At 56.2% G+C, this 15,509-nt stretch carries 14 protein-coding genes; 9 read left to right on the top strand and 5 right to left on the bottom strand.

Annotation, left to right across the window (positions count from 1 at the left end):
* Positions 1 to 94: 94 nt before the first annotated feature.
* From ACX9GU_RS00610 to ACX9GU_RS00600, 3 genes are all read left to right on the top strand, one after another.
* Entirely contained in the window at positions 95 to 520 is a 426-nt protein-coding gene (locus ACX9GU_RS00610; protein ID WP_473193520.1) for a DUF1090 domain-containing protein, read from the top strand.
* Between the two features lie 226 nt (positions 521 to 746).
* Positions 747 to 1,304, top strand: a complete 558-nt coding sequence (locus ACX9GU_RS00605; RefSeq protein ID WP_473193519.1) for a cysteine hydrolase family protein — start codon at positions 747 to 749, stop codon at positions 1,302 to 1,304.
* 365 nt (positions 1,305 to 1,669) lie between these two features.
* Positions 1,670 to 2,587 carry a GlxA family transcriptional regulator gene (locus ACX9GU_RS00600; protein ID WP_059199228.1) on the top strand — a complete coding sequence of 306 codons (918 nt, stop codon included), beginning with the start codon at positions 1,670 to 1,672 and terminating at the stop codon, positions 2,585 to 2,587.
* On the opposite strand, the gene ACX9GU_RS00595 is transcribed toward ACX9GU_RS00600, so the two are convergent.
* Positions 2,584 to 3,576, bottom strand: coding sequence for an acyltransferase (locus tag ACX9GU_RS00595; protein ID WP_473193518.1), 993 nt, complete (start codon positions 3,574 to 3,576; stop codon positions 2,584 to 2,586). The genes ACX9GU_RS00600 and ACX9GU_RS00595 overlap by 4 nt on opposite strands.
* Before the next feature lie 355 nt (positions 3,577 to 3,931).
* Here ACX9GU_RS00595 and ACX9GU_RS00590 point away from each other — a divergent pair, with 355 nt between their 5' ends.
* On the top strand, positions 3,932 to 5,176 hold the full coding sequence (locus ACX9GU_RS00590) for an MdfA family multidrug efflux MFS transporter (RefSeq protein WP_473193517.1): 1,245 nt from the start codon (positions 3,932 to 3,934) through the stop codon (positions 5,174 to 5,176).
* 193 nt (positions 5,177 to 5,369) lie between these two features.
* Here ACX9GU_RS00590 and exaC read toward each other — a convergent pair whose 3' ends face one another.
* From exaC to ACX9GU_RS00570, 4 genes are all read right to left on the bottom strand, one after another.
* A complete protein-coding gene (exaC, locus tag ACX9GU_RS00585; protein WP_473193516.1) occupies positions 5,370 to 6,908 on the bottom strand; it encodes an acetaldehyde dehydrogenase ExaC in 1,539 nt (512 codons plus the stop codon).
* A 219-nt stretch (positions 6,909 to 7,127) separates the two neighbouring features.
* Entirely contained in the window at positions 7,128 to 8,969 is a 1,842-nt protein-coding gene (gene selB, locus ACX9GU_RS00580) for a selenocysteine-specific translation elongation factor (RefSeq protein WP_473193515.1), read from the bottom strand.
* Positions 8,966 to 10,357, bottom strand: a complete 1,392-nt coding sequence (gene selA / locus ACX9GU_RS00575) for an L-seryl-tRNA(Sec) selenium transferase (RefSeq protein WP_473193514.1) — start codon at positions 10,355 to 10,357, stop codon at positions 8,966 to 8,968. The genes selB and selA overlap by 4 nt, the downstream gene beginning before the upstream one ends.
* 70 nt (positions 10,358 to 10,427) lie before the next feature.
* Entirely contained in the window at positions 10,428 to 11,078 is a 651-nt protein-coding gene (locus tag ACX9GU_RS00570; protein WP_473195247.1) for a DcrB-related protein, read from the bottom strand.
* Between the two features lie 239 nt (positions 11,079 to 11,317).
* On the opposite strand from ACX9GU_RS00570, the gene ACX9GU_RS00565 reads away from it, so the two are divergent.
* From ACX9GU_RS00565 to ACX9GU_RS00545, 5 genes are all read left to right on the top strand, one after another.
* Entirely contained in the window at positions 11,318 to 12,058 is a 741-nt protein-coding gene (locus ACX9GU_RS00565) for an XRE family transcriptional regulator (RefSeq protein ID WP_253249469.1), read from the top strand.
* A gap of 455 nt (positions 12,059 to 12,513) precedes the next feature.
* Entirely contained in the window at positions 12,514 to 13,056 is a 543-nt protein-coding gene (locus ACX9GU_RS00560) for a phage neck terminator protein (RefSeq protein ID WP_473193513.1), read from the top strand.
* Between the two features lie 3 nt (positions 13,057 to 13,059).
* A complete protein-coding gene (locus ACX9GU_RS00555) occupies positions 13,060 to 14,640 on the top strand; it encodes a DUF3383 domain-containing protein (RefSeq protein WP_473193512.1) in 1,581 nt (526 codons plus the stop codon).
* Between the two features lie 9 nt (positions 14,641 to 14,649).
* On the top strand, positions 14,650 to 15,090 hold the full coding sequence (locus tag ACX9GU_RS00550; RefSeq protein WP_094982507.1) for a DUF3277 family protein: 441 nt from the start codon (positions 14,650 to 14,652) through the stop codon (positions 15,088 to 15,090).
* A 2-nt stretch (positions 15,091 to 15,092) separates the two neighbouring features.
* Positions 15,093 to 15,500: a phage tail assembly chaperone gene (locus tag ACX9GU_RS00545; RefSeq protein WP_094982506.1), complete on the top strand. Its 408-nt coding sequence runs from the start codon at positions 15,093 to 15,095 to the stop codon at positions 15,498 to 15,500.
* Positions 15,501 to 15,509: the final 9 nt, after the last annotated feature.

Here is a 15,509-nt window from a genome sequence, read left to right as displayed (position 1 = left end):
TTGACGTTCTTAAGTAGGCATGACATCCCCTAAGATTATCGCCAGAGATGAGGAGCATCCGGCTCTCATCATGTTTCAATTAAAGGATTACCAAATGAACATGAAAACTAAAATGACCGTACTGGTATTGGCTCTGGGTATGGGTATCTCATCAATGGCTTCAGCTGCACAAAGCTGTGACGCTAAACGTTCTGCTCTTGAAAACCAGATCCAGCAGGCACAAAAATTTGGCAACAGCCATAAAGTTGCTGGTCTGCAGCAGGCCCTGAATGAAGTGAACGCGCATTGCACCGATGCCAGCGTTGCTAAAAATGCTCAGAAAAAAGTTGCCAAGTTGGAGAACAAACTGAGCCAGAAACAGCGTGACCTGAGTGAAGCCCAAGCCAAATTGGCAGAAGCGCAGGCAAAAGGCGACTCTCGTAAAATCGACAAGGCGCAGAGAAAAGTGGAAGAGAAGCAGGCTGATATCGCAGAAATCAATGCGGATCTGCGCCAGGCTCGTGCCGATCTGGCGGGCTAAGACATTTAAACTGTAGAGGGCTCATCCCCCTTCTTTACAGTGAGCGAGCCGCTTATTGCGGCTCGCTTTTTTCCTTGGCTATTCCCCTGTTCTTACTCCTACCTGCAATAAGCACCCACCAAACTTCATTCCGTCCGTTGTTGCCATCATGATGGCCGTTTTTGACCTTCTTTCTGGTCTTACACAAGCGCAGTATGGTGTTATACCAAATTAAGGAGGGCCGAAAATGTCACATAGCGCACTATTGATCATCGATGTTCAACAATCCTTTCAGCATCGTCCGTTCTGGCAGGAAGACGATCTGCCTGCGTTTCAACAGGCGCTGACACGCCTGATCGCGGGTTGTCAGCAGCAAGGGGTGCCGCTGGTCGACGTGTTCCATGTTTCGCCTGAGGGGCCGTTCTCTTTGGCGTCTGGCTACGTGAAACGCCTGCCGTTTCTGAGCCATCAGGCCGACGTTACGGTGCAAAAGCGAGTGCACAATGCGCTGACCGAATCTGGCCTGGATGCCTGGCTGCGTGAACGCCAGATCGACCATCTGATTATCAGCGGCATTCGCACCGAGCAATGCTGTGAAACCACCACCCGCGTCGCCTCCGATCTGGGCTATAAAGTGACGTTTGTGACCGAAGCCACGCTCACTTTCCCAATGCATCACCCGGACGGTGGCCTCTTTACCCCCGAGCAGTTAAAGCGGCATACTGAAACCGTGCTGGTCGACCGCTTTGCCACCATTGCCAGCGTCGATGAAGCATTGGCGCAACTTTTACATGCTCAAAGCTAATGCCCGAACCTGTTGCTGATTTTTTTGGGGCTAGCGTTTTGTCAGTCATCCGGCCACTGTGTTTTCCCCTCACCCCAACCCTCTCCCACAGGGAGAGGGAGCTGGTACGGTGTGATAATTAGGTACAAGAGTTAGCTTGTAGCAAGTTAAGTCCCACAAAGCTGAGTTCCCGCGCGAGAGTAAAATTGTGAATTGTGGCGCGCTAAATCCCTCGAAGCTGAGGTCCGGAGCGGGAGCAAAGTTGTGGCACGTTCAGTCCCCTCTCCCTGCGGGAGAGGGTTAGGGTGAGGGGCGATCACTGAACCAAAGCCATACCTCACACCATACACATGACTACGCATTTCTTTGCCTAACAGGATGGTGTTATGCCCAAGGCCGTTTACTTTCTGATGCTCCCCAACGTGCTGTTACTGGATGTCAGCGGCCCGGCAGAGGTATTACGGCTAACCGGGCAGTTCCAGCTGCACTATGTCAGCCCGGTGCCGCAAATTTCCAGCTCCATCGGCATGACCATCGGCCAGCTAGCCCCCTTGCCACAGCGGTGGAAAGAAGGGGATATTCTGGTGATACCGGGGGTGGCAGACTCAACGCATTACTTTGCTAGCGAGGAAGCGGCTCTGGCACGCAATTGGCTCCAGGCATTGCGCCCGGCTTTGGCCCAGCGGCAGATAGATCTGGTATGCGTCTGTTCCGGTGCGCTGTTGGCCGCCCAGGCCGGATTGCTCGACGGCTATCATTGCACCACTCACCACGCCGTGATCGAGCGCTTGCGCCAGCAGGCACCGGCAGCACAGGTGAAGGAAAACCGTATTTTCGTTGAGGATCGTGGGGTGTTTACCAGCGCGGGCATCACCGCCGGTATCGATTTGGCCCTGCACCTGGTCAATCAGCACTGTGGGGCTGACCGTACGCTGGAGATTGCCCGTGAGATGGTGGTTTATTTCCGCCGCTCCGGCGACGATCCGCAGCTTTCCCCGTGGCTACGCTATCGCAATCATCTGCATCCTGCCGTGCACCGGGCGCAGGATGTGATGGCCGCCGAGCCGGAGGCCGAGTGGTCGGTCCCTCAGGTAGCGGAGAAAGCCCACGTCAGCAGCCGCCATCTGGCCCGGCTGTTCCGTCTGCATATCGGCCTCAGCGTGCGGGAATACCATGAGCAATTGCGGCTGGCGGTAGCACAGCAACGCCTGCAACAAGGCTACGGCCTGGAAAAAGCCGCGCTAACCGCAGGCTTCTCCTCTGGGCGCCAACTGCGGCGGGCACAGCAGCGCTGGCAGGCTTAAGACACCAGCCGCCGGGTATCCACTTTCTGTAACCCCATCGACAACAGCAGGCTCACGCCAAGCGCCATGCCAAACACCCAGAAGATATCCAGCAGCGGGTAGGCCGGAAACTCCCAGTGGCGATTACGCATCACGTTGACGATCAGGGCATGAAAACCGTAGATCGCCAACGAATGACGGGAAATCACGCCTAGCCAGCCGATCGGATTCGGCAGGCAATTTTTGCACCACACCAGCAGCGAGACCGCCGCCACAAATACCAAGGGGCCGGTGTACATATAAAACGTATCGGCAAAGCTGCCGTTGATAAACATCTGGCTTTTGGTGCCACGGATAATCAGTATCACGCTAGCGACAAAGCCCAGCACCGCCAACAGGCTCATACCGCGCCGTTGGGTAGCCATCATGCCAATCGCTCGCCCTGCCAAGGCATACAGCAGGTAATAGAAGGTATCGCCATAGATGTACAGGTTCACCGGCAGTAGCTGGACATTATCCAGGGTCAGTTTGCTGGTATTAGGGTTGGCGATAATCGCCAGAATGACAATCACCCCGGCCAGATAGCGGCCAGAAACCGGTTTGACGCTGATCAGCGGCGAAAGCAGGTAGACCACCGCAATGGCGTAAAAGAACCACAGGTGATAAAACACCGGCTTTTGCAGAATGGCGCGCAACGAGGGCCAAAAGCCGATACGGGTAAAGCAGGCAATATAAATCAGGGCAATGGCGCTGTAGAACAAAATACAGCAGGTAATGCGGATAAAGTGTTTTTGGTTGGCACTGCGCTCACCAAAAAACAGAAAGCCGGAAATCATAAAGAACAGCGGCACCGAAGCCCGTGAAATCGAGTTCAATACGTTAGCCATATCCCAGTTATGTTCGCCCACCGCCACACCATTGGCGACGTAGTAGGTGGTAGCGTGGATCATCACCACCATCATGCACGCCAGCGCACGCAAGTTATCTATCCAACCAATTTTATTGCTCATTGCTGCCCGTCAGTTGCCTATAATTCTGTCATATACCCTATGGATTTCGAGCTGCAGCTAGGCGCCCAGCTATCTCATCCCCAGGAGCTTACTTTAGTAAGTGACTGGGGTGAGATAGTGCAGGTAACAACGCTGCAGCTTGAAAGACGACGGGTATAGAGAAATGTTAATCAGAGGTTATCGCTCAGGGGGTCGCAGCACAACGCTTAAACGCACTATTAAGAATGAGCCTGAAAATCACCTTATGATTGCCAAGGTGAACGATTGGCGGCAAAATAGCCGCCACAACTCGCTCAGTTTGCGCTCTCCCGCCCTGGCAGTTCCTTATTTCTTCTTTACTATCAGTAAAATAAAAATGAAAACATCGTTACCCCCTGCGGCACTTCTGGGCCGACAGGCGCTTTTATTCCCACTTTGTCTGGTGCTGTTCGAATTCGCGACCTATATCGCCAACGATATGATCCAGCCCGGTATGCTGGCGGTCGTGGCCGATTTCAACGCCGGTGTGGAGTGGGTACCCACCTCAATGACCGCCTATCTGGCTGGCGGCATTTTCCTGCAGTGGCTGCTTGGCCCACTGTCAGATCGTCGTGGCCGCCGCCCGGTGATGCTGGCCGGGGTGCTGTTTTTTATCGTCACCTGCCTGGCCATTCTGCTGGTCACCAATATCGAACAGTTTATCGTGATGCGCTTCCTGCAAGGGATCGGCCTGTGCTTTATCGGCGCGGTGGGCTACGCCACCATTCAGGAGTCGTTTGAAGAGGCGACATGTATCAAGATCACCGCGCTAATGGCTAACGTGGCGTTGATCGCCCCGCTGCTAGGGCCGTTAGCCGGGGCCGCCTGGGTTCACGTTGCGTCCTGGCAGAGCATGTTTGTGCTATTTGCCGCCCTGGCTGCGATTGCCTTTGTTGGCCTGTGGAAAGCCATGCCTGAAACCGCCACGCTGCGAGGGGAAGCCTTCTCGGCGGCCAACCTGTGGCGCGACTATCGCCAGGTGTTGGTCAATCGCCGCTTTATCTGTGGTTCATTGGCTATCGGCTTTGCCAGCCTGCCGCTGTTGGCCTGGATTGCCCAGTCTCCGGTGATCCTGATTAAGGGTGAGTCGCTCTCGGCGCTGGACTATGGCCTGTTGCAGATCCCGGTGTTTGGCGCGCTGATCCTCGGTAACCTGACGCTGGCCCGCGTGACTGGCAAACTCAGTATTGAACGCCCGATCAAGCTGGGCGCATGGCCGATGCTGCTGGGCCTGCTGCTCGCCGCGCTGGCCACGGTATTTTCCGCCCATGCCTACCTGTGGATGACCGCCGGGCTGAGCCTTTATGCTTACGGCATTGGTTTGGCGAACGCCGGTCTGTATCGCCTGACGCTGTTTTCCAGCAACGTGAGTAAAGGTGCCGTTTCGGCCGTGATGGGGATGCTGAGCATGTCGGTGTTCACCATTGGTATCGAGCTGGCCAAGGTGGCCTATGTCTGGGGCGGTAACGGGTTATTCAGCCTGTTCAATCTGGTCAGTGGCCTGTGTTGGCTGATGTTGACGGCGCTGTTCCTCAGCAAACATCGTGGTGGCGCCACCCCCGCACCGAGTACCACAGTGTAAATACCAGGAGTGAGTGCAGTAAGCCCCTCACCCCAGCCCTCTCCCACAGGGAGAGGGAGCAGTCCAGAGCTCTTTATTAGCCCGTGCTGCTTCAGAAAGTAGGGTATAGAAACAAGAAAGGCAGGTATTACGCAGAGCAATCAACGAGCTCGATCGGTTCCCTCTCCCTGTGGGAGAGGGTTAGGGTGAGGGGTCAGAACAACCCCATCGGTTTCTCGGAGTAGCTCACCAGCAAACATTTGGTCTGCTGATAGTGCTCCAGCATCATCTTATGAGTTTCGCGCCCGATCCCCGACTGTTTGTAGCCGCCGAACGCCGCATGTGCCGGGTAGGCATGGTAGCAGTTGGTCCAGACGCGGCCCGCCTGAATGTTACGCCCCATCTGGTAAGCAATGTTGCCGTTGCGGCTCCACACCCCGGCCCCCAGGCCGAAATCGCTATCATTGGCCAGCGCCAGCGCTTCATCCATATCCTTGAAGGTGGTCACCGCCAGCACCGGGCCAAAAATCTCTTCCTGGAATACCCGCATGCTGTTCTTACCGAACAGAATGGTAGGTTCCATGTAGTACCCTTGCGCCAAGCCGCCATCCAGCGCCTTGCGGCGTCCACCGGTCAGCACCTTGGCCCCTTCCTGCTTGCCGATTTCGATGTAGTTAAGGATGGTCTTCATCTGCCCTTCGGAAACCTGCGCCCCCATTTGGGTGCTGGCGTCCAGCGGGTTGCCGCTACGGATGCTCTCCACCCGTTTGATCGCCCGCTCCATAAAGCGCTCGTAGATCGATTCCTGCACCAGTGCCCGGCTCGGACAGGTACACACTTCTCCCTGATTGAAGGCAAACAGCGCAAAACCTTCCAGCGCCTTGTCGAAGAACGAGTCCTCTTTATCCATCACATCGGCAAAGAAGATGTTGGGTGACTTGCCGCCCAGTTCCAGCGTCACCGGAATGATGTTCTGGGTGGCGTAGCCCATGATTTGGCGGCCCACTTCGGTCGAACCGGTAAAGGCCACTTTGGCGATACGCTTGGAGGTGGCCAGATATTCCCCGATTTCACCGCCTGCGCCGTTGACCACGTTGATCACCCCTGGCGGCAGGATGTCCTGGATCAGTTCCATCAGCACCAGCACCGATAGCGGCGTCAGCTTGGCCGGTTTCAGCACGATGCAGTTACCCGCAGCCAGCGCCGGAGCCATCTTCCAACAGGCCATCAGCAACGGGAAGTTCCACGGAATGATTTGTGCCACCACGCCCAGCGGTTCGTGGAAGTGATAGGCCACCGTCTCTGAGTCGATCTCACTAATCCCGCCCTCTTGCGCTCGTACGCAGGCAGCAAAGTAGCGGAAATGGTCGATAGCTAACGGAACGTCGGCATTGACGGTTTCGCGGATCGGTTTGCCGTTATCCCAGGTTTCTGCCGCCGCCAGCAGGTCGATATTCTGCTCCATGCGATCGGCGACCCGGTTGAGCAGGTTGGCACGCGCCTGTACCGACATTTTCCCCCAGGCCCCTTTGGCATCGTGGGCCGCATCCAGCGCCAACTCGATATCCTGGAAGGAGGAGCTGGCCACTTCGCACAGCGTCTGGCCGGTGATCGGCGTCAGGTTGGTGTAATACTCGCCCTGTACCGGCGCCACCCAGGCACCACCGATAAAGTTGTCGTAACGTTTTTTCAGCTTGAGAGGAAACCCGGTGTTTTCAGGCGTGAGGTGACTTGCCGTAGTGGTATTCGCCATTTGTATCTCCTTTTAACGAGGCTGCAACCTTACCGCCCGGAGACGGTAAGCAGGTTCACGGCACCATGGCCGCAGATCCGGTGATCAAACTTAAGAAGCGGTGAACTATCTCTAGGCGGAATGATAGGGGTTTATGCGGAGAAATGGCGAAACAATGCTCAAACGCATGAGGGGTGTCACAATCTTTTAAACTGGGCGCAACAATATGCACCCATAACTTCAACCACCAAACAGCCCGCGATCCCGTAGCAGGTGCTGATTCCCCTTGCGCCGGGTAAAGCCGCTGCGATCGAAGAATTCCAATACCTGGATCGCCAGCTTGCGGCCAACCCCCAGCCGATCGCGGAAATCACCGGCATTGGTGCTACCTTGCGTGGCGTCCAGCTCGCGGATCATTGCGGCAAACTGTTCGATACGCTGGCTGAGGTAGTAGCGATCGACCACCACGGCGGTGACGTAGCCAAGCTGTGCCGCCTTGCGCAACGCGGCGCGAACGCTGTTTTCCTCTTCGCCCAACGAGGCGGCCAGATCGCGCACCCACCAGGGATCGTCACCAAACAGCGGCTCAATGCGGCTCCACAGCGCCTGTTGCTCGCTGCTGAACGCCAAGCCGTGGTCTGGCAGATGCAGCCAGCCGCGCGTATTGCGCAGCAAACCCGCCGCCAGCAGCCGATCGATCATCATAAATACCAGCGGCTCATGCAGCGCCGGTAACGCCATACGGCGCAGACGAGCGCGCCCCAGGCCTAGCTGATCGGCATGTTGCTGATGGTATTCGGCCAACACCTGTAACAGGCGCTGTTCATGCGCTTGCACGTTGGTTGGGGCCAACGCCATGTCGCCGGAGATCATCAGGGCATAACCCGCCAACAGTTCCTGCAGGCCCTCATCCGTCAGTTGCCGCGCCCAGGCAAACGCGGCCAAATCCAGTGCGCCACCCGGCAAGCGCAAATCCAGCACCTGCCCATCGCTGGATGCCTGAGCCAGCGCGGCCAGCCAGGCCAGATACTCCGGCTGACGCTTGCCCCGTTTCGGCGAGGAAAGCCCCAGCACGCGTGCAGCCCCCAACGTTTGGCGTGCGCTGATATCCCGCAGTACCAACCGATCGTTTTCCACCAGCCACAGCGGACGATCGAGGATCAGCTCCGCCAGGTTATCGGCCAGCAGCGCAATGCGCCCGGTAATATGGCTGGCGGCATGGTGAATATGTAGCGACTGCCAGTGCTGGATCGGCGCATCGGCCTCTATCGCTACCAGAATACGTTCTGCCGCCGCTGGCGGTTGTTGCGCCAACAGCCAGTCGCCCCGCGTTAGCTGGTCTTTGCTGACGTCACCGCTGATATTCAGCGCAATGCGCTGCCCGGCAACCGCCTGATCTGTCGCCTGATTCTGCGCATGCAAGCCGCGCACCCGCACTGGCACGTCCGCACCGGTCAGCCACAGCGTATCGCCTACCGCTACGCTGCCGCCCAGTGCCGTCCCTGTCACCACCAGCCCGGCACCCTTGACGCTGAAGGCACGATCCACCGCCAGGCGAAAACGGCGTGATAGTAAGTGCTCACCGGGTTGCAACGCCAACAGATGCTGGCGCAGCTCATCAATACCTTCCCCCAAGGCCGCCGCGGTAACAAACACCGGCACATCATGCCAGCCCTGCTGCGCCAATTCGGCCAATACCTGGGTTTGCACTTCGGCGATTCGTGCAGGCTCCACACGGTCGGCTTTGGTTAACGCCACCGTCAACTGCGCTCTGCCGCTCAGGCGCAGGATCGCCAGGTGCTCGCGGGTTTGCGCCATTACGCCATCGTCGCAGGCCACCACCAGCAGCGCATGGTCGATGCCGCCAATGCCCGCCAGCATGTTAGCGAGGAATTTTTCATGGCCGGGAACGTCGATAAACCCCAGCACGCGGCCATCTGGCTGCGGCCAATAGGCATAACCAAGATCGATGGTCATGCCACGGCGTTGCTCCTCCGGCAGGCGATCGGCATTGATGCCGGTGATCGCCTGTAGCAGGGTGGTTTTGCCGTGGTCGACATGGCCAGCGGTGGCGATAATCATGCGCTCAGCGCCTCAACCAGTGCGCCCTCCTGTTCCAGGCAACGCAGATCGAGCCACAGTTTGCCGTCGTTGATACGGCCAATAACCGGCTGCGGCAAGCTACGCCACTGCTGGGCCAAGCCTTCTAAAGTTGCGCCACGGCCATCGAGTGGAGTAAAGGTCAGCGCGTAGCTCGGCAAGCGATCTACCGGCAACGAGCCGCTGCCAATCTGTGACCAACACGGCTCGCTGCGCAGCTCGAAGCTGCCAGCAAACCGCGGAGCCAACTGGCTTTGCAAACGTTCGGCCGTTTCCTGCATCTGTTGCTGTGGCCGGGTTAGTAAGCGCAAGGTAGGTAAATGTTCTGCCAGTAACTCAGGCTGTTGATACAACCGCAGCGTGGCTTCCAGCGCCGCCAGCGTGATTTTGCCGACGCGCAGGGCGCGCTTGAGCGGATGCTGTTGCAAACGGGCGATGAGATCTTTTTTGCCGACGATAATCCCGGCCTGCGGCCCGCCCAGCAGTTTATCACCGGAGAAGGTCACCAGATCGACACCTGCAGCGATCAGGCGTTGCGGCATCGGTTCGGCTGGCAAGCCGTATTGCGCCATGTCGATCAGCGAGCCACTGCCCAAATCGGTCGCCACAGGAATGCCGTGTTCGTGGCCCAATACCGCCAGTTCGCTTTCATCGACTGCAGCGGTAAACCCTTGAATACTGTAATTACTGGTGTGCACCTTCATCAACAGGCCGGTTTGCTCGTTGATGGCGGCACGATAATCTTTCAGATGTGTACGGTTGGTGGTGCCAACTTCCACCAGTTGGCAGCCCGCCTGGCGCATGACGTCCGGGATGCGGAACGCGCCGCCAATCTCCACCAGCTCGCCACGTGATACCACCACCTGTTGGCCCGGTGCCACTGCCGCCAGCATCAATAGCACCGCCGCCGCATTATTGTTGACGATGCAGGCATCTTCCGCCCCGGTGAGCTGGCAGAGCAAGTCCGCGATGGCCCGATCGCGATGCCCACGGCCTGCGCCATCCAAATCGTATTCCAGCGTCACGGCACTGCTCATGGCACTGACCACCGCATCCACTGCCGGTTGCGCCAACAGCGCTCGCCCCAGATTGGTGTGCAGCACTGTACCGCTGAGGTTAAACACGGGTTGCAACGCCGGGCGCTGCTGTTGTTCCAGGCGTGCCTGTAGCGCCTGCGGCCAGTCCAGACACCAGGCGGGCAGCTGTTGCTGCGTCTTGATGGCTTCACGCGCCTGTGCCTGCATCTGGCGCAGCAGTTCGCTGATAAGCGTCTGACCGTGTCTGGCGACGGCGGGTTCAACCGCAGGGTCGCGCAGCAGGCGGTCGATGGCAGGTAACTGGCTGTATAGGTGCTGGGATTCAGTGCTCATGGTCACTCGGTTTTCAATGTCCGGTTATCGGCAAACTGGCTTGTTGGCGTGCCGAGCTAAACCAGTCAGGTTATTTAACCTGCATGGTATCAATAATTCGCTGTACCAGGGCATGATGTAGATCCGGTGTTTTAGCTGGCGTTAACAGCTGCAACGTCACGACCCGTTTATTGAACACCGTCAACACGATGGTGGAAACCAGTTTTTGCCCGTTGACCGTCTGTTCGGTATCCAGACGATGGAACTTCTGCTTACCGACGGTGAAATTCTCTTCTTTGGTTTTCTTGATGTTCTGATAGCGGTCAGACAGCTCGGTAATAATGCTTTGCGTCAGCTCTTTGAGCATCGCATCGCTGGTATTGATCTTCATGTCTGCTGGCGGGATCACTTCCGAAGCGACGGTGCGCTGGCGCGATTTGCTGTCGAGAAACAGCTGAATGGTCGACTTGTCGTCGTTGATGATGCCGCTCAGCTTGGTCTGATCGCTGAAACCCGGCGGCAGTTCAAAGGTGATTTGGCCTTTTTGCAGCGAGACGTTCAGGCCAGGGGCGGGTTTGGGTTCTTCCACCGGCGGCGCGGGGACTGGCGTTACGGGCTGTGTCACGACCGGTTTTGGCGCGGGGGCGGGGACTTCCGGCTTTTTGCTGTCCTGGTTATCGCAGGCAACCAGCCCGGTAAGCAACACGGCTAGCGCCGCGCCTTTGGCAAGGGTCTTCAACATCATGTCTTCCTTTCGCGTTACGCGTCTTGACGTAACGGTAGCAACTCGCTTCCCGGTTTGCCAGATGTCTATTCTGATATTGGCGGTAATCCATGGGCAGGTTCAGCAGAGGGAATAAGCTGCTCTTCATACCGGTTAGTGCTCATTTGGCCCTAACAATCCGCTTGATTACGCATAACGCATCATTAATGTGCGCAATCCACCTTGCGTATCACGCACATTAATGAAAAAATCACCGGATGGAAACCGAAAAGAAACTCCCCAAAGAAATCGATCCCACCGTGGGTCGTAACATCAGGCACCTTCGACTCAAGAAGGGGCTAAACATTGCCGATCTCGCTAACGCGGTGAGCAGTGATGTGGGCAATATTTCACGCCTTGAAAGAGCGAAGCAGGGCTATAGCGATGAAATGATCAGAAAGATTGCTGATTTCTTTGGCTGCCCGGTTGCCGACCTGTTTAAGTCCGATCTCCCCTTCGGGCACGCATCAATAGAATCTGATGTGCAGCCCACCAGACTAAAAGCGACGGTATGGGAAGATGGGGAACAAGACAACGAAGAGTTTGTAGAAATACCGCTGATCGATGTTCATTTCTCTGCTGGCAGCGGATGTATGGAGCTGACTGAAGAAGAAGAGTTTGCCCTGATTTTTCGCCGCTACTACCTACACAAGCTGGGCATTTCAACCACAGCAGCCAAACTCGTTCGCGTGATCGGCAATAGCATGGAACCGCGCCTGGCCGATGGCGACGTTGTAGGAATAAACACCGACGATACCAGGATCAGGGATGGCAAAGCCTACGGCATACGCCATGGTGATTTATTACGCGTTAAATACCTGATAGAACAGCCTGATGGCGGTGTGGTGATCCGTTCGATGAACCGCGAAGAATTTGCTGACGAACAACTCTCCTATCAGCAAAGAAAAGAGCAGTTGGTGATCCTTGGCCGCGTTTTCTGGTCATCTTCCACCTGGTAACCCCTTTTTAGCCCCCCATAAACCTACTCACTTAACCCAGCAAGGTCTCTTGCTGGGTTTTGTCCGTTATACGACACCAAGTATAGACCCTACGTCCAATCAAAAATCCACGCATAAAACCACGCAAAAATAGTTCATTAAACATTTCAATATGTTAGTTAAATGCACATCAAACCCGGCAAATATGCATTTGACGCATTTGCGTGCAATGCATATACTGTATGCATAAACAGTGCTTTGGTAGGAAACCACACAGGCAGACGCATCGGGTGAGCGACGTAATCACCCACCGACCCCGAACAGGGACCGATCGGTAAGCTCTTTATGGAAAAACTGTTTTAAGCAGCCACCGTCGATACGAGGTGGCAAAGGCAAAGACGTGCAGATGGGTCAACAACCCCTTTGCACCCTCTGCATTTAGTGTCAATTGCTGCCCTTCGGCGGAGGGAAAATGAATGAATAACAGCTCTGAACCCGGCTATTTGACTCCGCGGCAGTCACTCCAACCGGACGATCTGGCGTTGGAGCAATTACTGAGCCGATGGGTTTGCGGCGTTTCAGGGTTACCGCCCGAGTCGGTACTTTTACGTTGGCAACCTGATCAACCCCCCCAGCCTCCCTCCTATGTGGATTGGTGCGATCTGGGGGTGATGACGCTGACTACCGATAACGCCCCAGCCTTGGTCAATCAGTCCGATGACAGCATCGAACTATGGCGGCACGACGGCGCTGAAGTGGAGATCAGCTTTTATGGCCCCAATGGTCAGCGCTTTGCACGCCTGTTCCGTGACGGCCTGGCCCTCCCGCAAAACAATGTCGAACTGAATGCTGCGGGGCTGTCATGTGAGTCCTACGGCGCTGTGGTGTCAGCCCCCCAGTTGGTCAATGGCCATTGGGTACGTCGCTACGACCTGCAAGTCCAGTTGAACCGCAAAGAAATCCGCGAATACGGCGTTAAATCGCTAGTGGCCGCGCCTGTTAAATTTTTTGGAGAATAAAACATGTCACTACAGGGATTACCCGTATCCAATATTGTCAATGCGACAATCAATATGAGCACCCGTGCCGCGCAGTCGCGTAACTTTGGGGCGTTGTTGGTGGTCGGTTCCTCACCGGTGATCGATGCTGGTGAACGGATCCGCGCCTACAGCGATATTTCGGGGGTAGCCGCCGACTTCGGCATGAACACGCCGGAGTATGCCGCCGCCAACTTGTACTATCAGCAATCGCCACGTCCGGTCACGCTCTATATTGCGCGCTGGTTGGAGTCTGACACGGCTGCCGTGTTACGCGGGGCTCTGTTAACTACGGAACAAAAAGCCCTCAGCCGTTTTACCGCGGTAAAGAATGGGGCGATGAAAATCACCATTGACGGCACCGCCAAAACGCTGAGCGCACTCGACTTTTCAGCAGAAACCAACCTTAACGGGGTCGCAGCCAAACTGAGTGCCGCGCTGGCTACGGCGACGGTGACCTGGAACGGCAACCGGTTTATGGTCGCATCCAAGACCAATACCGCTGCATCCGCTGTCACCTTTGCTTCCCCAGGCACTGCGGGAACCGATTTATCCGAGTTACTGGGGCTGACGCAAGAGACTGGGGCACGTTTGATCCCCCGCCAGGAGAAAGAAACTATTCAGGCCTGTATCGCTGAACTGGCAAACATTTCTACCGCCTGGTACGGCCTGGTTATCGCGGATACCGACCTGAGTGATGATGATGTGCTGGCCGTAGCCGCATTTATCGAGGCTGACGGCGTTTCACGCATTTATGGTCATACTCTGCTGGATCCCGCAGGGCTGGAAGCCTATCTGCTCACCGAACGCAGCCTGGTTATCCAGGCAGAAGATGAAAATGGCCTGCTGGTAGAACCTACCGGCACGGGCACCCCAGCCAATCTCTCAGCCTTTAGCGCCGGCTCTGACATTGCCAGCAAACTGAAAGCGGCCAAGTTTTCACGCACCTTGGTGCAATATTCCACTACCACCCCTTATGCTGCCGCTTCGCTGTTTGGCCGCGCCTTCAGCGTCAACTTTAACGGCAACAACACCACCATCACCCTGAAGTTTAAACAGCAGCCGGGCATCACCGCCGAGACGTTAACCCAAACGCAGGCGAACGCACTGACCGCAAAAAACTGCAACGTCTTTGTCAACTACAACAATGACACAGCCATTATCCAGCCAGGGGTGATGTGTAACGGTGACTTTATCGATGAGCGCCACGGGCTGGACTGGTTGCAGAACTTTGTCCAGAACAACCTGTTCAACCTGTTGTACACCAGCACCAGCAAGATCCCACAGACCGATGCCGGCGTAACCCGTTTGCTGACCAACGTAGAGGCCTCACTGGCGCAGGCCGCCAATAACGGTTTGGTGGCACCAGGCGTCTGGAATGGTGGCGCGGTGGGTATTGTGCAACCTGGGGATACCCTGACCAAAGGTTACTACACCTACGCAACCCCAATCGCCGAGCAGGCACAAGCCGATCGTGAAAAACGTCTCGCCCCAGTGATCCAATGTGCGATCAAGCTGGCTGGCGCAGTGCATTTTGCCGACGTGATCATCAACGTAAATCGCTAAGGAGCGAACATGTCCACTTACAGCTTTATTGACGTTTCAGCCAGCCTGGTTGGTCCAACAGGCGTAATCGACCTCGGTTATGGTTCAGCCACCTCGGATGAGGGGATCACCATTTCGATGGCTGAGGCCAAAAATACCATGACCTCCGGTGCTGACGGCGAGGTCATGCACAGCCTGCATGCAGGTAAGAGCGGCACGCTCACGGTCACCTTACTCAAAACCTCACCCACCAACAAAAAGCTCTCTCTGGCCTATAACGCACAGAGTCAGTCGTCGGCATTATGGGGCAATAACGTGATCACGGTACGCAACAGCGCCTCTGGTGATACCACGGTAGCCCGCAGCGTCGCATTCCAGAAACAGCCCGATCACGCCAATGCCAAGTTGGGTAGTACCGTTGCCTGGGTCTTCGACTGCGGCAAGATTGATCAACTGCTTGGGGAGTTTTAACGGTGGAATTTGAACTGAAAGAGCAGCACTACCGGGTAGCGAAAATGGACGTTTTCACCCAGTTCCGCTTATCCCGTAAGCTCCTTCCCATGTTGATGGGCGTGGTGGGGGATCCGCAGGGCACAAAAAGCGGCAGCACTAGCATGGAGAGCCTACTGCCAAAAATGGCCGAGGTGATTTCAAGCATGAGCGACGAGGACTGTAACGCCGTGATTTATCCTTGCCTATCTGTTGTCTCGCGCCAGAACGGTAAAACATGGTCGCCGGTGTTCTCACAGGACGTGCTGATGTTTGACGATATCGACATGATGGACATGTTGCAAATTGTCGGCCGCGTCGTGGGGGATGCGCTGGGGAGTTTTTTGCCTACAACCCGCGCCAACGAGATGGACATCCTGCCAGTGGGTTAACCCTGGATG

This window comes from Serratia sp. K1WW1 (assembly GCF_055790865.1).
Note: the sequence above shows the minus strand (reverse complement) of the source record. Positions and strands in the feature narration are given on the sequence as shown.